This window comes from Bradyrhizobium tropiciagri, from assembly GCF_001189845.1.
Classification (GTDB): domain Bacteria; phylum Pseudomonadota; class Alphaproteobacteria; order Rhizobiales; family Xanthobacteraceae; genus Bradyrhizobium; species Bradyrhizobium tropiciagri.
The window spans coordinates 184,806-202,700 of the sequence record NZ_LFLZ01000006.1 but is presented as its reverse complement, the minus strand read 5'-3'; the positions used below and the strand labels follow the sequence as shown (position 1 = coordinate 202,700).

The 17,895-nt window shown below is 65.4% G+C and carries 15 protein-coding genes; 6 read left to right on the top strand and 9 right to left on the bottom strand.

Annotated features, from left to right (window positions below; all coding sequences use genetic code 11):
- Nucleotides 1-84: 84 nt before the first annotated feature.
- The 5 genes from AKN84_RS07850 to AKN84_RS07835 all read right to left on the bottom strand — a co-directional run bounded on the left by AKN84_RS07850 (nt 85) and on the right by AKN84_RS07835 (nt 4,203).
- The gene (locus tag AKN84_RS07850) at nt 85-579 is read right to left on the bottom strand and encodes a TIGR03809 family protein (protein ID WP_050420168.1); all 495 of its coding nucleotides are present in this window, start codon (nt 577-579) and stop codon (nt 85-87) included.
- 180 nt (nt 580-759) lie between these two features.
- Complete coding sequence (locus tag AKN84_RS47715; protein WP_128970529.1) at nt 760-1,122, bottom strand: hypothetical protein; 363 nt, start codon at nt 1,120-1,122, stop codon at nt 760-762.
- Between the two features lie 30 nt (nt 1,123-1,152).
- Nucleotides 1,153-2,838: a S8 family serine peptidase gene (locus tag AKN84_RS07845; protein WP_050420167.1), complete on the bottom strand. Its 1,686-nt coding sequence runs from the start codon at nt 2,836-2,838 to the stop codon at nt 1,153-1,155.
- A 37-nt stretch (nt 2,839-2,875) separates the two neighbouring features.
- Nucleotides 2,876-3,634, bottom strand: a complete 759-nt coding sequence (locus AKN84_RS07840; RefSeq protein ID WP_050420166.1) for a hypothetical protein — start codon at nt 3,632-3,634, stop codon at nt 2,876-2,878.
- Nucleotides 3,634-4,203 carry a sigma-70 family RNA polymerase sigma factor gene (locus AKN84_RS07835; RefSeq protein WP_035652535.1) on the bottom strand — a complete coding sequence of 190 codons (570 nt, stop codon included), beginning with the start codon at nt 4,201-4,203 and terminating at the stop codon, nt 3,634-3,636. The genes AKN84_RS07840 and AKN84_RS07835 overlap by 1 nt, the downstream gene beginning before the upstream one ends.
- Before the next feature lie 418 nt (nt 4,204-4,621).
- On the opposite strand from AKN84_RS07835, the gene AKN84_RS07830 reads away from it, so the two are divergent.
- Both AKN84_RS07830 and AKN84_RS07825 read left to right on the top strand, forming a co-directional pair.
- Nucleotides 4,622-5,770 (top strand): GGDEF domain-containing protein, encoded by a 1,149-nt coding sequence (locus AKN84_RS07830; RefSeq protein WP_050420165.1) that lies wholly within the window; start codon nt 4,622-4,624, stop codon nt 5,768-5,770.
- 57 nt (nt 5,771-5,827) lie between these two features.
- Nucleotides 5,828-6,934: a DUF2336 domain-containing protein gene (locus AKN84_RS07825; protein ID WP_050420164.1), complete on the top strand. Its 1,107-nt coding sequence runs from the start codon at nt 5,828-5,830 to the stop codon at nt 6,932-6,934.
- Here AKN84_RS07825 and AKN84_RS07820 read toward each other — a convergent pair.
- The gene (locus AKN84_RS07820; RefSeq protein ID WP_050420163.1) at nt 6,931-7,569 is read right to left on the bottom strand and encodes an NrsF family protein; all 639 of its coding nucleotides are present in this window, start codon (nt 7,567-7,569) and stop codon (nt 6,931-6,933) included. The two genes, AKN84_RS07825 and AKN84_RS07820, sit on opposite strands and share 4 nt — an antisense overlap.
- Nucleotides 7,570-7,571: 2 nt before the next feature.
- A complete protein-coding gene (locus tag AKN84_RS07815) occupies nt 7,572-8,117 on the bottom strand; it encodes a sigma-70 family RNA polymerase sigma factor (protein ID WP_050420162.1) in 546 nt (181 codons plus the stop codon).
- Nucleotides 8,118-8,443: 326 nt separating this feature from the next.
- Here AKN84_RS07815 and AKN84_RS07810 point away from each other — a divergent pair, with 326 nt between their 5' ends.
- Both AKN84_RS07810 and AKN84_RS07805 read left to right on the top strand, forming a co-directional pair.
- Complete coding sequence (locus AKN84_RS07810; RefSeq protein ID WP_050420161.1) at nt 8,444-9,130, top strand: hypothetical protein; 687 nt, start codon at nt 8,444-8,446, stop codon at nt 9,128-9,130.
- Between the two features lie 112 nt (nt 9,131-9,242).
- The gene (locus tag AKN84_RS07805) at nt 9,243-10,022 is read left to right on the top strand and encodes an enoyl-CoA hydratase (RefSeq protein WP_050420160.1); all 780 of its coding nucleotides are present in this window, start codon (nt 9,243-9,245) and stop codon (nt 10,020-10,022) included.
- A gap of 90 nt (nt 10,023-10,112) precedes the next feature.
- On the opposite strand, the gene AKN84_RS07800 is transcribed toward AKN84_RS07805, so the two are convergent.
- Nucleotides 10,113-11,981 carry an acetyl-CoA hydrolase/transferase C-terminal domain-containing protein gene (locus AKN84_RS07800; RefSeq protein WP_050420159.1) on the bottom strand — a complete coding sequence of 623 codons (1,869 nt, stop codon included), beginning with the start codon at nt 11,979-11,981 and terminating at the stop codon, nt 10,113-10,115.
- A 241-nt stretch (nt 11,982-12,222) separates the two neighbouring features.
- Here AKN84_RS07800 and AKN84_RS07790 point away from each other — a divergent pair, with 241 nt between their 5' ends.
- The gene (locus AKN84_RS07790; RefSeq protein WP_244484977.1) at nt 12,223-13,641 is read left to right on the top strand and encodes a TolC family outer membrane protein; all 1,419 of its coding nucleotides are present in this window, start codon (nt 12,223-12,225) and stop codon (nt 13,639-13,641) included.
- Nucleotides 13,642-13,779: 138 nt separating this feature from the next.
- Nucleotides 13,780-14,748 carry an amidohydrolase family protein gene (locus AKN84_RS07785; protein ID WP_050420156.1) on the top strand — a complete coding sequence of 323 codons (969 nt, stop codon included), beginning with the start codon at nt 13,780-13,782 and terminating at the stop codon, nt 14,746-14,748.
- Here AKN84_RS07785 and AKN84_RS07780 read toward each other — a convergent pair.
- Complete coding sequence (locus AKN84_RS07780) at nt 14,741-17,875, bottom strand: efflux RND transporter permease subunit (protein WP_050420155.1); 3,135 nt, start codon at nt 17,873-17,875, stop codon at nt 14,741-14,743. The two genes, AKN84_RS07785 and AKN84_RS07780, sit on opposite strands and share 8 nt — an antisense overlap.
- Nucleotides 17,876-17,895 lie beyond the last annotated feature (20 nt).

Here is a 17,895-nt window from a genome sequence, read left to right as displayed (position 1 = left end):
TGGAGCGCGCTTGCGCGGATTTTGGTGTCATCACCCGCGCATGCGCGTGATCTCGCGAGATCGTAGAATAGCTGGAGCGTTCGCCTACAGCGCGTTGCGCAGCAGCGGATAGCGTCGCTGGATGGTGTCGAGGTCAAGCACCGGCGGCGGCATCACCGGAGGGGGCATCTCCAGAGGCGGCGCGTCAGCGACAACTGGCGGCTGCTCGAGCACCTCGGCCGCCGTCTCAAACGCGGCCGCAACCGCGGTCATTGCGGCCTCCGCCAAGGTCGCGGCCTCCGCGCGGCGCTCCGGCATCGGCGAGATATCGGGCGGCGGCAGCTTCGACTTGCCACGGCCGAGCCAGGACAGGTCGATCGGCGAATTGTCGAGCGAGGCTTCGCGGGTCAGCAATTCCCGCCAGATGTCGACCGCAGCGCGCGCTTCCCTGATGTTCTCGAGAAAGGCCTGCTCGCTGTGATAGCGGCGCCAGCGTCCGGTCTCGAACAGCTCGTTGAGGTGCTCCAGCCTTTGCTCGGCGAGGTTGCACCAGCGCGCAACGATCTCCTGGCCTCTGGCCACGTCGGTCCGATGTGTCATTGAATTTGCCCGCAGGGAAAGAAACGGACGCAGACGCAACCGAACCGAACCGAACCGAATCAACTGGACGTGACACTGATATTCTGTGGAAAAGGTAAATAAAGTCTAACTAAATTCTTAATCGGCGGCGGGCGATGAAAGAAGTCCGCTCTACTACGGAGTTTCTTGCGCGAACCTTCGTCAAGTCATCGACTTGCATGATGCCGATGCGCATCGCTTGCCGATGCGGCGCAGCCTGATGATCCACAGCAAATCGGTGCGGGCATCGCGCCCCGTCATACCGTCGCGATCACGCAGTCCAGCGCCGCATGCCGCGGCTGCGTTCGGCTTGTCCGTCATCCGCGAGGTCATCCCCAAAATTAAAGACCCGTCCGGGGGGACAACCGGACGGGTCAAAGCCATATGGGCGCTTGGGGTGGATGGGCGCTCGCGCCTGATATAGCCGGGGAGGGATAAACCGCTCCCACACACATAAGTCGTGAGAGGAAGGCGGACGTTCAAATCGCCAGCGATTTTTTTAACCTTTTCGCCGCCCGGTTCCATCGCACCGTTGCCGGCGTCCGGCGCCGAAAATCACTGTGCAGCACGGTGATTTGCAGCGGAATCATCAGATGCGACCGACGGCGCGCCTTCATTCAACGCGCGGCTCACGGAAGTGTTATTGCCGTCCGGTGTCGGCGCGGGCTGCGGCGGTTTGTCCACCGCCGACGCGACGGGCGCGCTGGTCGCCGCCATCACCGCGGCAAGCGCGTCCGCCTCCCCGGCCCCGAACAGATCGTCGCGTCCAGGTGTCCCGAGATCGCGGGCCGTGCTGATCAGGACCTTCCGCACGTCGGCGGGCTTCAACGCCGGACCCCGCTCCAGCACCAGCGCCGCGATGCCGCTGACGAACGCGGCTGAAAACGAGGTACCCGACATCAGCTGGTACTTGCCGTCCGGCACCGGCACGAGAATGTCGGCGCCCGGCGCCGCCAGCGCGATATAGCTGCCGCGGTTCGATGCCGCCATCAGCCGGTCGCCGGCATCGATGCCGCTCACGGCGATCACGTCGGAATAGGCGGCCGGATAAAGCGGCGGCGATTTCGCCCCGGCATTGCCGGCCGCGGCGACCAGCACCACGTCCCTCGCCGCGGTGGCAGCCACAGCGCGCTCGACAAGTGCGTCCTTCGGTCCGGCAAAGCTCATGTTCACGATCTGCGCGCCGTGTGTCACCGCATAGTCGAGGCTCCTGAGGATGACATAGGAGGTGCTCTCGGCGCCGCCGGCAACCGCACCGAAGGCGCGGATCGCCAGGATCCGCACTTCTGGTGCGCTCCCCGTCAGCTTGACGCGCGCGGCGATGACACCGGCGATGGCGGTGCCATGGGCATGCGGGCCATCCTTGCTGCCGAGCGCATCGAAGGTATCCGCGACCGTGTTCGCCAGCTCCGGATGGGCGGCGTCAATGCCGGAATCGATGACCGCAATGGTGACATTCATTCCGCGCGCCAGCCTGTGCGCTTCGGGCAGATGCAACCGCGTCTGCGCGTATTGCGCCGGATCATTGCCGCCCGATGGCGGCTTCTGGTCCTGCAGCGCGTAACGGTAGTTCGGCCGCACGGAGCGGACGCTGCGATCGTTTGCGAATTCGCGGCTCACGGCATCGGCCGAGCGATTGCCGGCCATGCGGAACAGGCCGATGGTCGCCCCGAGCAACGGGATATTCTGCGAGGCAATCCGCCTCAGGCCATGGCGGCGCGCGAGCGCAACGGTCTGGGCCTCGGTCAAGGCGCCGTCGATCTCCGCCACGAGCTCGTTCGGCACGGTTCGCGTGCCCGCCACGTCCTGCGCGCGCGTGCCGCCACCGCCGGCCCTGCCCTTCTTCGCTGCGCCCTTGCCGCCACCGTTGCCGGCGCCCGAGTGGTCGGAGCACGGACCACGCTCGCCGTCGTCGCATGCGGTGGAGAAACGGGGTGCGTAGCGTGCATTGGGCGGTCGCATTGCCGATCGCGGGCCCTCGTCGGTCCACGACGCAGCCGGGCCGCGGTCGGCCGATAGCGGCGCGCGGCCAGCCGTGCCGCCGAATCCACCCACGGGGTTGCCAACGGGCCTGCCGATGCCAGGATTGACCCGCGGACCGAGCGACATTTGTGGCCCGCCGCCAACAGGCGATCGCATGAAATTCTGGGCGTAGGCCGAACCGGACAGGCAAACCAGCAGCAACGCCGCGGCCGCGACGGCCGCTCTGTTCGTCGATCTGGTCCGGCCGTTGGCGGTCATGGTGACCTCAAGTCGGCGCAGCACCGTCAGCCGCAGTCTACGGCGTCTCCACCGCGAGGCTGACGATCTTCTCTTTCTGCAAACGGGCGATCAGCGCCGCGACGCTGTCCTTGTCCATCGCGCGGAACTGCAGCCGAAACATGCCGCCCTTCCCGTCGACGATCGAGCCCTGATAATTCTCCAGCAGCGACGTGATGTCGGCGATCCTGGCATCCGGCGTGAAGCGCACCAATAGCCGCGTCGGCGTTGCCGCGACGCTGGCGCCGAGATCGCGGGTGATCGGCGCGCTGGGCGCACTCGGGGCTGCGTTAGGCGCAATGGCCGCGCTCGGCGCGCTGCGCTGTTCGGCGGCATCGAGCGAGGCGGTCTGGAACGAGGCCGGCTGGCTGCGCATCAGCACCGCGCCGATCACGCCGGCCTGCAACAGCACCACGAGCGCGCCGAGGCTCGACGACCAGGCCAGCGTCCGCGGCGACAATTTCGAAAAGAACTGCGAGATCCCGGCCGACATGCGCGCGCCCGCCGACGGCTTGCGTTCCGGCTCGGCATCGATCGCGGCAAACAGCTTCTGCATGGCGCGTGCCGAGGGCGCACCGAGGCTCTCGTTGAGGCCGATGGTCTCGGCATATTCCTCGCGGATGACGGCATACTGCCGGGCGAGCTCCGGATCGGAAGCGAGCGCGTCCTCGACGCGGCGCGCGTCACGCGCGTTCAGCGTGCCGGCCGCGTGCCAGGGCAGCAGCATCTCGACATCGTCAGGTTCTTGACTCCGCACCTTCTTGTTGCTCGCAGCCATCATGGCCAACCTCGCTCGACACCGGCTGCCTTCAGCAACTCGGCAAGTTTCTTGCGCGCATAGAACAGGCGCGTCTTCACGGTGTTCTCCGGAATCCCGACGATCTCAGCGACGTCTTCCACGGATTTCTCGTGATAGTAGACAAGATCGACGATCTCCCGGTGTTCCGCTGATAGTCCCGTCAGGCACTTACGCAGCGTCGCGCCGGTGTCCTTCTTCTGCACTACCGTTTCCGGATCGTCGGACGTATCCTCGATCGCGTTCGCGGCCTCATCGTCCAGTTCGGCGTCTTTCCTTCGCCGCAGCGAAGACAACGCCTTGAACCGGGTAATCGCCAGAAGCCAGGTTGAAACGGCGGATCGTCCCTCAAACTTGCCCGCCTGACGCCACACGTCCAGAAAGACCTCGCTGATGAGGTCCTCCGCCACCTGTTCGTCCCGCACGAGCCGAAGCCCGAAGCGGTACACCCTGACATGATGCCGTCCGTACAGCACCTGCATGGCGAGCCGGTCGCCTTGAGCGATCCGAGCGATCAGAACCTCGTCTGAAGCCGCCTGTGTCGCGCTCAATGGCCGTCTCGCAAAGTTGGTCTGAGGGGGGTGGCGCGTGGTTCGACGCGAGAGCCAAGATTCTTCACATTACGGCAATGTCCGGACCGCATGTGTGATCTATGACACAGTCGATGATCCCAATGAGGAAAAATCGCCGCAGACTCGACAAACGGTACCATAGCACCAAAAACTCTCGCAGACGCCCACCGTCCGGCCGGACCATACCAAGCCTTGGCCAGCAAGCCAGCGCCGTTGCGAAAGCTGCATCGGTGCAAGCTTGCGGCAGGCGCGCTCCCGGTCCCTCGCGGTGAACGGATTCCCCTTACGAAACAAGGGTGATGACCGGGTTCCACCGGAGTAGATTCGGTTCCGAAAGATACCAAACCTAAAGGCTTTCCCACTTAGATTTTCGCCGGATTTCACCAATGGCGAGACCATGGGCAGCGCTGCGTCGTCACTTCCCAGCCCGATCGCGGGCGCATCGGAAAGCGGCCGTCCCAGGCTGACGGTCGAGCGCCTGGCGCGGCGGGCCAGGCAGCGCCGCCAGATCCAATCGATGATCGCCGCCTGCTTCGTGCTCGATGCCGCCGTGCTGCTGATCTACGCACATGCCGGCACCACATCGGTGGTGGTCGCGGCGAGCTATGCCCTGACCGGCCTCTTCCTCGTCGCGGTCTATGTGCTGCTCTCGGAGCGCGGCTTTCACGAGCGCTTCCGCGACCACTATCTGGTCGCGCCGCAATCGGCCGTCAACATGGTGAACCTGCTGGTGTTCACCTACATCGCGCCGGAAGTCGGCGTGCTGTTCCTCTGCAATCTGTTCGTGGTGTTCGGCTTCGGTGCGCTGCGGACCTCGGCGCGGCAGACCGCTGTCGTCTGGACCATCATGGTGCTGGGCCTCGCCGCGCTGTTCCTCGGCACCGACAAGGCGATCGGGATGCCGACCGGCACCCGGATCGACCGCCTCGCCACCATGCTGGTGTTCGCGCTGACGATCGGGCGCTGCATGTATCTCGGCATCTTCTCGAGCTCGATGCAGCAATCGCTTTATCAGAGCGGCGTGAAGCTGAAGGAGGCCTACCGGCGCATCGAGGAGCTCGCCGAGCTCGACGAGCTGACCGGCACCTCCAATCGCCGCAGCATCATGCGCACGCTCGAGGACGAGATCGCGCGCTGCGCCCGCAATGGCAGCTCCTGCGCCGTGGCGCTGATCGACCTCGACCATTTCAAGCGCATCAACGACATCTACGGCCATCCGATCGGCGACGAGGCGCTGCGCACCTTCGCGATCGGCATGTTCGCCAATCTCCGCAGCATCGACCGCTTCGGCCGCTACGGTGGCGAGGAATTCCTGCTGGTGCTACCCGACCTGTCGCAGGACCAGGCGATGCGCGCGCTCGAGCGGCTGCGCGCCATCATCGCCGATCTCGACTGGAGCGCATTCTCGCCCGGCATGCGGGTGACGATCTCCGCAGGCGTCACGACGCTCAAGCCGAACGAAAACTCCGACACATTACTCGCCCGCGCCGACGGCGCGCTTTACGCCGCCAAGGCCAGGGGACGCAATCGCATCGCCAGCGCCTGATCTTTCGTTTCCTATTCGGCGGCGGAGAATCCGTCGCCATCGCTCCAGGACAGAGTCATGAGTTTGAAGCCCGAGACCGCCCCCGAAAGTCTGCTCGACGAGCTGCAGACGACGCTTGCGCACGGCACCGTCGCCCGCCGTGTCGAGACGTTGCGCCGTGTGACAGACCTCTTCATCAACGGCTCGGTGAACTATTCGAACGAACAGATCGTGCTGTTCGACGACGTCTTCCAATGCCTGCTCGAGCACATCGAGAACTCGGCCAAGGCGCTGCTCGCCAACCGCCTCGCCCCGATCGACACCGCGCCGCCGCAGACCATCCGCACCCTGGCATTCGACGATCTGATCGAGGTCGCAGGCCCGGTGCTGACGCTGTCGCCTCGGCTCGACGACGACACCCTGATCGAGACGGCGCGCAGCAAGAGTCAGGCGCACCTGCTCGCGATCTCCAACCGCAAGACGCTGAGCGGCGCCGTCACCGACGTGCTGGTGCTGCGCGGCAATGACGAGGTGATCCAGAGCGCGGTCAACAATCCCGGTGCGGAGTTCACCGAGCGCGGCTTCACCCGGCTGGTCAGCCGCGCCGAGGGCGACGACAATCTGTCGACCTGCGTCGGCCTGCGCCCGAACATCCCGCGGCATCTCTATCTCAAGCTGGTCGCCAAGGCCTCCGACACCGTCAGGCAGCGGCTCGAGGCTGCCAATCCGCAGCAGGCCAAGGAGATTCCGATCGCCGTGAAGGAAGCGACGCGACGCGCGCGCTCGGCACCCTCCGGCGTGACGCCGGACACCACGATCGCGCATGCGCTGGTCAAGTCGCTCTACCAGGACGGCCGGCTCGACGAATTCCAGCTTGCGGCCTTCGCCGAGGCCGGCAAGTTCGACGAGACCAATGCCTCGCTTGCCGCGCTCGCCAACGTCTCGGTCAGTATCGCCGAGAACATGATGATCGAAACCCGCGCCGAGGGCGTGATGATCCTGGCCAAGGTCTCGGGCCTGTCATGGTCGACGGTGCGATCGATCATCAATCTGCGCGACGACATCTCGGGCGGCGAGCCGACCGACCTGCAGGCCTGCAAGGACACCTATGAGCGGCTGCGGCCATCGACCGCGCAGCAGGTGCTGCGCTTCCATCGCATGCAGCAATCCGCGCCCGCGGCCTAGTATCTCAACGCCCGCTTCCCCATCAATGCGCCGACGCTCGCGACGATCGCGGTCGCCAGCGTGTACCAGGTGGCGACGAACAGCGGCGAGTCGTCGGTGCAATGCGACGCATAGACGGTGGCCGCGAGGCCTGCGCAGAGCAGGCCCGCCACCGCGCCGGCGACCGCAGGCCGCGCCGGCGCGCCCTGCCGCAGCCCGTACAGCGCGCCGACCAGCAGCGGCAGCGACATCGCGGGGATCGCGGTCATGCACGCCATCGAGTTCTTGCCGATCAGCCGCGTCATCATCGGCGTACGCTGCGGCATCATCATCTCGCCGCTGATGGCGGCAACGAGGATGCCGGCGGGAATCAGCAGCCACCAGCCGAAGCTGCGCAGCGAGGCTTCCGGCCGTGACAGATGCAGGCTGACCGCGATCGCCGAAGCGGCGAGCGCCAGCGTCACCGCAAACTTCAGATCGAAGAACGGATTATGCATCGCGGTCATCACGTCGGGCCGCACGCCGAGCTCGGCGAAGAAGATCAGGAGCGAGACCGGCGCCGCCGCCAGCAGGGCCAGCATCAGCGCAAGACCGATCGGCCGCGCACGATATGCATTGTCTGCTGCGAGGGTTCGAATGAGTTGATCGGTATCCATGCTCATCGGTCCCGTAATTTCGCAGTGAGACTCGCAAGCCCGCGATGCAGCGCGACCCGCACCGCGCCCTCGGTCATCGAGAATTTCGCCGCGGTATCCTTGATCGAGGCGCTGTCGACCGCAATCGATTGCAGCACGTCGCGCTGCCGCGCCGGCAAGGCCTGCAACTGGGCGGTGACCTCACTGGGCGACGCGGTCGGTTCCGGCGTTTCCCCCGGCAGCGTCTCGGCGAAATCATCGATGTTGACGAAGATGCGCTTGCCGCGGCGGCGCAGCGCGTCGATCAGCTTGTTGCGCGCGATCGCGAACAGCCACGGCGCGAACGGGGCGCTGCTGTCCCAGGTCTGTCGCTTCAAATGCACCGCCAACAAGATGTCCTGCACGATGTCCTCGGACTGATCGACCGGTTGTCCCGCGCGCGCCAAGCCACGTCGCGCCGCGGCACGGAGTACCGGCGTGATGGCCTTGAGCAGGCGATGATACGCCGCGTCATCGCCAGAAATGGCCGACCGCATCAGGTCGGTCCATTCATCCTCACGTTCGCGCACGCAGGCTCCTGAATTGCAATTCGGCCGATCTTTCAGTTCGTTACGCGGCCAACCAAGAATATCACGAATTCGTGATCACGATCCTCCGGTCAGGCCGCGCCGGAGATCGGGCGCAAAGAATCGCTCCGGCGGGTTTCCAGACGCCACGGCTCATAACACCGATCGGTCCGACAAGCATCGGGGTGACGTAGCCGATCACCCGCTGGGACGAAATTGCCCAGCTTTTGCCTCCTGAGGCCCGAAGATTCCCTTTTTTTGCCCCGGTGTGGACACGCAGCGGGGTCTCATTTCGGCTTTGGGACAGGCGAAATGGGGAGATCATCAGAATGAAGATCAAAGCCAACGGGCGCTTGGCCTTGATGGTCGCGACAGGGCTGACCGGGCTTGCCATGTTTCTCGCTGTTCCGGTGCCGGCGCATGCGGCCGGTTCGGACGCGTCGGCACCGAAATCCGACACCGCAACGACCGACAAATCCGCGCAACAGAGTTCGCGGCATGTCCGGCGCCATGCGCGTCACAGCTCTTCCAAGACCGCCGACAAGTCGGCTGACAAATCCGAGAGCAAGAACACGGCCAGCAAGGATGCCGGAAGCGTGACGTCGGCCGGCATGCCGGCCACGGTCGCCAATGCGAATGCGGAGCTGACCTCCGGCGACGGCAATGCGAGCACCCCACCGGCCAGCGTCAATCCGGTGCTGGCCGCCTCCGACAAGCCCGCCGACGCGCAACCCGACGGCAGCGTGGTCGCATCCGACCAGCTCAACGACCTCGACCGGGCCCTGCAGCAGGAGCAGCCGGCGGAACAACCGCAACCGGTTCAGCCACAAACCGCCCAGCAGGAGGCGCCGGCTGTGCGGCCGCCGCCTGCCGCCGCAGCAGCACCCAAGCCGGCCCCGGTTCTGGCGAGCAGCGACAGCGCAAGCTGGGACCAGACCTCGCTGATCGGGAAGATCTTCATCGGCTTCGGCGCCCTGCTCACGGTGGCCTCCGCCGCACGGATGTTCATGGCCTAGCCGAGGCGCTTGCGGCGCGGGGCAGCGCCGCGGCCCAAGCTCGCTTCAGCCTCTTGAAGCGCATCCCGTCAGCGGGCACATTGCCCGCCAAATCAGGCACGGGGTTTGCGTCATGGCTACGTTCGAATTCATCATCGTCGAGAGCAAGGGACCGGTCGGCGTCATCACGCTGAACCGGCCGAAAATGCTGAATGCTCTGTCGTTCGGCGTATTCCGCGAGATTGCCGCGGCGGTCGACGATCTCGAGGCCGACGACAAGATCGGCTGCATCCTGATCACCGGCAGCGAGAAGGCCTTCGCGGCCGGCGCCGACATCAAGGAGATGCAGCCGAAGGGCTTCATCGACATGTTCAACAGCGACTTCACCGCCATCGGCGGCGATCGCGTCGCCCGTTGCCGCAAGCCGACCATCGCGGCGGTCGCAGGCTATGCGCTCGGGGGCGGCTGCGAGCTCGCTATGATGTGCGACATCATCATCGCGGCCGACACCGCCAAGTTCGGCCAGCCGGAAATCACTCTCGGCACCATCCCGGGCATCGGCGGCACCCAGCGCCTGACCCGCGCGATCGGCAAGTCGAAGGCGATGGATCTCTGCCTGACCGGGCGGATGATGGATGCGGCGGAGGCCGAGCGCTCGGGCCTGGTGTCGCGGATCGTTGCCGCCGACAAGCTGCAGGAAGAGGCGCTCGCCGCGGCCGAGAAGATCGCCTCGATGTCGCGTCCGGCCGCCGCGATGGCCAAGGAAGCCATCAACCGCGCGTTCGAGACGCCGCTTTCGGAAGGCATGAATGTCGAGCGCAACCTGTTTCACTCGACCTTCGCGCTCGAGGATCGCTCCGAGGGCATGGCGGCCTTCATCGAGAAGCGCAAGCCGGTCAACAAGAACCGCTAAAGCGCGATGAGATCAGGTTGAAGCGTCATCGCGCTTTAGTTTTTTGTTTGCGCATGATCTCATCGGAAAACCGCTTCGCACTTTTCCGGATCATGCGTTGCTCCCCCGGCTCCGTTGCAATGCCGCGGTGACGAGCGCGCGATAGGCGCGCTCGGCAAAATGCGTTGGCTTGTCGAGGCCGAGCCGCGCCAGGCATTCGCGGTCGGCGGCATCGGGCGGATGCCGCATTCCCTGCCACAGCAGGCCGGCGAGTTGCAGTGGCGTGCGCTGCGCCTGCTGCAAGATCTGCAGCGCAGGAATCAGCCTTTGCTCGACGTCGGTGAAGTCGCTGCCGAACGGGAATGACGGCAGCAGGCCCGAATCGCGCGCGGGCTTCAGCGCAACGCTGATCCGTTCAGGATAGTTTTCGCGGTGAGCGGGCGGGATTTCGTGATCACGCGGCAGCTTGCCGGCATCCTTGGCCTGCCGCATCAGCTCGCTTTGGAAGCGCGAGTCCGACACCTCCAGCATCGCGGCGATCACGTCCGCATCGGATTTTCCACGAGTATCCGCGACGCCATACTCGGTGACGAAGATATCGCGCAGGTGTCGCGGAATGGTCTCGTGGCCATAGGACCAGCGGATGTTCGACTGCGCCTGCTTGCCGGATTGATGGGTTGCCTCCAGCGCCAGCACCGAGCGTGCGCCTTCGAGCGCGAATGCCTGCGCCACGAAATTGTACTGGCCACCGACGCCGCTCACGACCTGGCCGTTGTCGAGCCCGTCGGAGATTGCAGCGCCGAGCAGCGTTGCCATCATCGCGTTGTTGACGAAGCGCGCATCGACACGGGCGCGGCGCTTGCTCTCCTCGTCGCCGAAGATTTCGTTGGTGAAGGACACCGGCATCATCTGGATTCGCGCCAGCTGCTCGCCAGTCATCTCGCGCAGCGCGCGATAGAAGGATTGCGGACCCAGGAAGAATGCGCCGTGCAGGATCACACCGTCGACGTCACGTTTGAGGATGCCGGCGTCGATCAGCCCGAGGAACGCCTCGAACAGCATCTCGCTGACGCCATAGAGGCCCTTCTCGAACGGCCCGGTCTCGACCGCTGCGGCCTGTGCGGTACCTGGCGCAAGGCGCTGCATGATGCCGTGGAATTGGGCGTTGTCGCGATGCCGGACCACGAGGCCCTGCGCCAGCGCATCGCCGACCTGCCCTATCCCGATCTGCAGCGTGCCGCCGTCGCGGACCAGACCGGCGGCATGCAATCCGATCGCATATTTGGTGTCGCTGATCGGCTCGGACGGCGGCGCGAACAGCGGGAAATCGGTATCCGGACCGTCGAGCACCGCGGCGAATTCATCGGCCGGCAGGTCGCCGGGTCCCGGCATGAACGGCAGCTCGGAATTGACCTGGGCGACCAGCTTGAATGACGCCCGTCCCTGCGCCCGGGCGCGCAGCACGTCGAGCGTCGTGTCGGTGTTGCAGCTCAGGCTATAGCGCGGCACGCCGTCGACCACGCGCTTGGCGACCAGCTGGGGAACGACATTCAGTCCGCGCGACAGCAGGTACGATGCCGCATGGGTGTAATTCGCGGAAATGTAGTGCTGCTGCGCGAACGGCTGATACAACCACTGCCCCGCGAGGAAGAAGAACTCGATCACCTTGATGTTGGGCGGAAGCGCGCCGCGATGCAGCGCATCCGCATAAGCGAGATCCGGGTAACCGCCGAACAGGCGATCGATCACCGGACCGATGAAGCGCTGTTCGAGCAGGCTCTTCGGCTTCGGCTTCTCCAGCGTCAGCGCCGAGAACAGCGTCAGGTTGATGGAGCGGTCGGCCATCGCCCGCGCATACAGCGCATTGACGATGTGATTGGCCTTGCCGAGGCCGAGCGGCAGCCCGACCACCAGCTCGGTTCCGACGTCACGAATGATGTGCTCCGCGATCGCCTCAGGGTCGGAGAACAGTATGGGCATCAGCAATGGACCCGGCGGAGACAGTGGATAACCGGCGCCGCGGAATCGGCGCCCGGCGGTTCGAATTTATACTTCATATGACAGTCGCGTTCGCCTGTGACGAACCGGCAACAGACAACAACCGAAATGATGTGCAGATGTCGCGGGGCGGTTTGCCTGTGGCGGCGCCGCCCCGTAAACAGGTAGATGTGTCGACGGCGTCGGCGGAGGCGGACTGCCGGGGTTTGGTGTGCGGGATCACATGGTTGAGCGTGCCGCTAGTATTGGCGACGTAGCGAGGCGCGTGCTTTTGTCGGGCATCGGCCTTGGCGCGCTGGCATGCGCGCTGCTGGCTGACAGCGCTGCCCGCGCCGAGAGCCTGCCGGAGGCCCTGGTCAAGGCCTATCAGACCAATCCGCAGCTCAATGCCGAGCGGGCACGCCAGCGCGCCACCGACGAGAACGTGCCGCAGGCGCTGGCCGGCTATCGTCCCCAGGTCAGCGCCGGCCTCTCGGTCGGCCTTCAGGCGGTGCGCGACCAGCTGCCCGGCAACGTCATCCAGACCGCGACGCTGAAGCCGTGGCAGATCGGGGTCACTGTGACCCAGACCCTGTTCAACGGCTTCAAGACCGCCAACAGCGTCCGCGTCGCCGAGTTGCAGGTTCAATCCGGCCGCGAGGCGCTGCGCAATGTCGGCCAAGGCGTGCTGCTCGACGCCGTCACCGCCTATACCAACGTGCTGGCCAACCAGACCCTGGTCGAGGCGCAGCGGTCCAACGTCGCCTTCCTCAAGGAAACCCAGGCGATCACGCAGCGCCGCCTCAATGCCGGCGACGTCACGCCGACCGATACGGCCCAGGCCGAGGCGCGCCTCAACCGCGGCCTCGCCGATCTCAACGCCGCCGAGGTCAACTACGCGATCAGCCAGGCCACCTATGCGCAGGTGGTCGGCAGCGCGCCGTCGCAATTGCGACCGGCGGAAACCACCGACCGGCTGCTGCCGCGCAGCCGCGAGGATGCGATCGCGCTTGCGCTGCGCGAGCATCCCGCCGTGACCGCGGCCGGCTTCGACGTCGATGTCGCCTCGACCTCGATCCGCGTCGCCGAGAGCAGCCTGATGCCGAACGTCACCCTGCAGGGCAGCGTCAGCCGCAGCCGCGACAGCGACCAGACGCTCGGTACGTTCGGGACCGACCAGGCCTCGGTGATCGGCCAGGTCACGCAGCCGATCTATGACGGCGGCACCGCGGCCTCGCAGACCCGGCAGGCCAAGGAAGTGGCCGCGCAGAGCCGCCTGGTGCTGGACCAGGTCCGCAATCAGGCCAAGACCGCCGTGGTCAGCGCATGGGTCGCCAATGAGGGCGCCAAGATCGCGGTGTCGGCCTCCGAATCCGAGGTGAAGGCTGCCGAGGTCGCGCTGGCCGGCGTGCAGAAGGAAGCCGCCGGCGGCCAGCGCACCACGGTCGACGTGCTCAACGCCCAACAGGATCTGATCACGGCGCGGGCCCGTCTGATCGGCGCGCAGCGCGACCGCGTGGTCGCCTCCTACACATTGCTCAGCGCGATCGGACGCCTCGACGTCAAGACGCTCAATCTCAAGACGCCCGACTATCTGCCCGAGGTGCACTACCATCAGGTGCGCGACGCCTGGCACGGCCTCCGCACGCCGTCAGGACAATAGGCCTCGTGGAACCGGTCGCAGCGCGAACCGGCCCTTTCCGCCCACTCTCTCCGCCGATAACCTCCGCTCCCGCCGGCCATCAACAATGCCGGTGCGCGGACTCCGCGCATAACAGCCGAGCACGCAGGGAGACGTCCAATGCTGACGCGACGCAGTATGATGCTGGCTTCCATCGCAGCGGGAGTGACCATGACCAGCAGCAACGCATTTTCCAAGGCCGCACAACCATCGACCCCGGTGAACTTCGACGTGCCTGCCGGTGCATGCGACTGCCACACCCACATCCATGGCGACCCCGAGAAATTCCCGTTCTTTGCCGGCCGCGTCTACACGCCTGAACCGGCCTCGCCGGAGGAGATGAGCGCGCTGCACAAGGCGCTGCATGTCGAGCGCGTGGTGATTGTGACGCCGAGCGTCTACGGCCCCGACAATTCGTCGACCCTGTTCGGCATGACGGCGCGCGGTCCGACGGCACGCGGCGTCGCCGTGATCGACGACAAGACCAGCGAGAGCGATCTCGACGCGATGCAGAAGGCCGGCTTCCGCGGCATCCGCCTCAACCTTGCGACCGGCGGCGTCAACGATCCCAATGTCGGCCGGCAGCGCTTTTCGGCCGCGATCGAGCGGATGAAGGCGCGCGGCTGGCATGTCCAGCTGTTCACCAGCCTCGCGATGATCTCCGCGATCAAGGATCTGGTCGCGGCAGCGCCGGTGCCGGTCGTGTTCGACCATTTCGGCGGCGCCGAGGCTGCGCTCGGCACCGGCCAGCCGGGCTTTGACGACCTGCTGGCGCTGGTCAAATCCGGCAAGGCCTATGTCAAGATCTCCGGTGCCTACCGCGCCTCCAAGCTTGCGCCCGACTATGCCGATGCCACGCCGCTGGCCCAGGCGCTGATCGCGGCCAATGCCGAGCGCATCGTCTGGGGCACCGACTGGCCGCACCCGGATTCGGTGACGCCGACGGGCAAGAAGGTCACCGAGGTGACGCCGCTGTACCAGATCGACGACGGCCGCCTCCTCAACCAGCTCCCGGTCTGGGCGCCGGACGCCGCGGTGCGCAAGACCATCCTGGTCGACAACCCTGCACGGCTCTACGGCTTCACCTGACGTTATCTTTCGGCCGGCGCGAGAAGTAGGAGATCAGGACCGGCAGCGTGATCAAGATCACCAGCGGGGCCAGCATCATGCCGGTGACGACGACGATGGCGAGCGGCTTCTGCACCTGCGAGCCGATGCCCTCCGACACCGCCGCCGGGAGCAGGCCGACGCCGGCCACGACGCAGGTCATCAGCACCGGGCGAAGCTGCAATTCGCCGGTGCGGATCACCGCGCGCATCCGGTCATAGCCCTCGTCGATCAGCTGGTTGAACTGCGACAGGATGATGATGCCGTCCATCACGGCGATGCCGAACAGCGCGATGAAGCCGATCGCGGCCGACACACTGAACGGAATGCCCGAGATCAAAAGCCCGAGCACGCCGCCGAAGATCGCCATCGGGATCACGCTCATCGCCAGCATGGTGTCGACCATCGAGCCGAAATTGAAGAACAGCAGCACCGCGATCAGCACGAGACTGATCGGCACCACGATCGACAACCGCTTGATCGCATCCTGCAGATTGCCGAACTCGCCGACCCATTCGAGATGCGAGCCGGGCGGCAGCTGGACCTGCTCGTTGACCTTCTGCTGCGCCTCCAGGATCGCGCTGCCGAGGTCGCGGTCGCGCACCGAGAACTTGATCGGCAGATAGCGCTCCTGCTGCTCGCGATAGATGTAGGCCGCGCCGGAGATCAGCTTGATCGAGGCGACTTCCGAGAGCGGGATCTGCGTGATGCCGCCATTGGTGTTCGCCACCCCGATCCTCAGGTTCTGGATCGCCTCCGCGCTCTTGCGATATTCGGGCGCGAGGCGAACGATGATCGGGAAGTGCCGGTCGCTGCCGGGTTCATAGAGATCGCCTGCGGTGTCGCCGCCGACCGCGACCTTGATCGTGGCATTGATGTCGCCCGGGGACAGCCCGTAGCGCGCCGCGCGCGCACGATCGACGTCGATCTGGACGGTCGGCTGGCCGAGCGAGGTGAACACCGCGAGGTCGGTGACGCCCTGCACGGTCGAGAGCACGGACTTGATCTTGTTGGCGGTGTCGGTCAGCGCCTGCAAATCATTGCCGTAGAGCTTGATCGAGTTCTCGCCCTTCACGCCCGACACCGCCTCCGAGACGTTGTCCTGCAGGTATTGCGAGAAGTTGAATTCGACGCCCGGGAATTTCTCCTGCAACTGCGCCAGCAATTGCGCGGTCAGAACATCCTTGTCGTGGGTATCGGGCCATTCGCCGGCCGGCTTCAGAGGCGCGAAGAATTCGGCATTGAAGAATCCCGCGGCGTCGGTGCCGTCGTCGGGACGGCCGTGCTGCGACACCACGGACACCACCTCGGGACGGCTGCTGATCAACTTCCGCATCTCGTTGACATAGGCGTTGCCTTCCTGCAGCGAGATCGTCGGCGGCAGCGTGGCGCGGATCCACAAATTGCCCTCTTCCAGCTTGGGCAGGAATTCGAGGCCGAGGAACCGCACGAAGATGATGGTCATGACCACGAGGCCGGCAGCGCCCGCCATCACGACCTTGCGGTTGCCGATCGCCCAGTTCAGCGCCGGCAGATAGATCGCATCGAGCTTCTTGACGATCCAGGTCTCGGTCTCGTGGATATGCGCCGGCAGGATGATCGCGCTCAGCGCCGGAGTGATGGTGAAGGTCGCGAGCAATCCGCCCGCCAATGCATAGGCATAGGTCCGCGCCATCGGCCCGAAGATGTTGCCCTCGACGCCGCCCAGCGTGAACAGCGGCAGGAACGCGGCGACGATAATGGTCGCGGCAAAGAAGATCGAGCGCGAAACGTCGGCCGCGGCCGACAGGATCGCGTGGCTCTTCATCCCCATCACCGTGTCCTCGGAGATGTGGGCCCGCTCGGCTTCCGACAGCGCGGTGGTTTGTGACAGCCGGCGGAAGATCGCTTCCACCATGATCACGGTGGCGTCGACGATCAGGCCGAAATCGATCGCGCCGACCGACAGCAGATTGGCGGATTCGCCGCGCAGCACCAGGATGATCACGGCGAAGAACAGCGCGAACGGGATCGTCGCGCCGACGATCAGCGCGCTGCGCAGATCGCCTAGGAAGATCCACTGCAACAGCACGATCAGCAGGATGCCGACCACCATGTTGTGCAGCACGGTGTGGGTGGTGAGCTCGATCAGGTCCTTGCGGTCGTAGATGCGTTCGATCTTCACGCCCGGCGGCAAGATCGACGAACTGTTGATCTGGTTGACCAGTTGCTCGACGCGGGCAATCGTCGGCGAGCTCTGCTCGCCGCGGCGCATCAGCACGATGCCCTGCACGATGTCGTCGTCACTGTCGATGCCGGCGATGCCGAGCCGCGGTTTCTCGCCGATCGTGACGGCGCCGACGTCCCTGACCAGCACCGGATTGCCGCCGGACTGCGAGATCATGGTGTTGGCGAGATCGTCGATCGAGCGGATCAGGCCGACGCCGCGCACCACCGCCGATTGCGAGCCGATGTTCACGGTGTTGCCGCCGACATTGATGTTGGCGTTGGAGACCGCCTGCAGCACCTGCGGGAGGGTCAAGCCGTTGGCGACCAGCTTGTTGAAGTCGACCTGGATCTCATAGGTCTTGGTCTTGCCGCCCCAGCCGGTGACGTCGATCACGCCGGGCACCGCGCGGAAGCGGCGTTGCAGCACCCAGTCCTGCAGCGTCTTGAGGTCGAGCACGCTGTAGTTCGGTGGCCCCTTGAGACGATAGCGGAAGATTTCACCGATCGGGCTTGTCGGCGAGATGCCGGGCTGCACGTTGCCCGGCAGCGGCGCGAGCTGCGACAGGCGGTTGAGCACCTGCTGCAGCGCCTCGTCATAGGTGTAGTCGAAGGAGAACTGCAGCTTGACGTCGGACAGGCCGTACAGCGAAATGGTCCGGATGGTCTTGAGGTTCTTGATGCCGGCGACCTGGGTCTCGATCGGGATCGTGATGTAGCGCTCGATCTCCTCGGCCGACAGGCCCGGGCTCTGCGTCACGATGTCGACCATCGGCGGGGTCGGATCGGGATAGGCCTCGATGTTGAGCTGCTTGAACGCAAGCAGGCCGCCGACCAAGACGGCGACGAACATGGCCACCATCAAGTAGCGGCGATTGACGGCAAGGGCGACGAGGCGATCCATTCAGATCGGCACTTTCAACG

Bases quoted from the DNA above. Each gene is read 5' to 3' on its own strand.
- AKN84_RS07850 (WP_050420168.1), bottom strand. From the start codon at position 579: ATGACACATCGGACCGACGTGGCCAGAGGCCAGGAGATCGTTGCGCGC.
- AKN84_RS47715 (WP_128970529.1), bottom strand. From the start codon at position 1,122: ATGGAACCGGGCGGCGAAAAGGTTAAAAAAATCGCTGGCGATTTGAAC.
- AKN84_RS07845 (WP_050420167.1), bottom strand. From the start codon at position 2,838: ATGACCGCCAACGGCCGGACCAGATCGACGAACAGAGCGGCCGTCGCG.
- AKN84_RS07840 (WP_050420166.1), bottom strand. From the start codon at position 3,634: ATGGCTGCGAGCAACAAGAAGGTGCGGAGTCAAGAACCTGACGATGTC.
- AKN84_RS07830 (WP_050420165.1), top strand. From the start codon at position 4,622: ATGGGCAGCGCTGCGTCGTCACTTCCCAGCCCGATCGCGGGCGCATCG.
- AKN84_RS07825 (WP_050420164.1), top strand. From the start codon at position 5,828: ATGAGTTTGAAGCCCGAGACCGCCCCCGAAAGTCTGCTCGACGAGCTG.
- AKN84_RS07820 (WP_050420163.1), bottom strand. From the start codon at position 7,569: ATGGATACCGATCAACTCATTCGAACCCTCGCAGCAGACAATGCATAT.
- AKN84_RS07810 (WP_050420161.1), top strand. From the start codon at position 8,444: ATGAAGATCAAAGCCAACGGGCGCTTGGCCTTGATGGTCGCGACAGGG.
- AKN84_RS07805 (WP_050420160.1), top strand. From the start codon at position 9,243: ATGGCTACGTTCGAATTCATCATCGTCGAGAGCAAGGGACCGGTCGGC.
- AKN84_RS07800 (WP_050420159.1), bottom strand. From the start codon at position 11,981: ATGCCCATACTGTTCTCCGACCCTGAGGCGATCGCGGAGCACATCATT.
- AKN84_RS07790 (WP_244484977.1), top strand. From the start codon at position 12,223: ATGGTTGAGCGTGCCGCTAGTATTGGCGACGTAGCGAGGCGCGTGCTT.
- AKN84_RS07785 (WP_050420156.1), top strand. From the start codon at position 13,780: ATGCTGACGCGACGCAGTATGATGCTGGCTTCCATCGCAGCGGGAGTG.
- AKN84_RS07780 (WP_050420155.1), bottom strand. From the start codon at position 17,875: ATGGATCGCCTCGTCGCCCTTGCCGTCAATCGCCGCTACTTGATGGTG.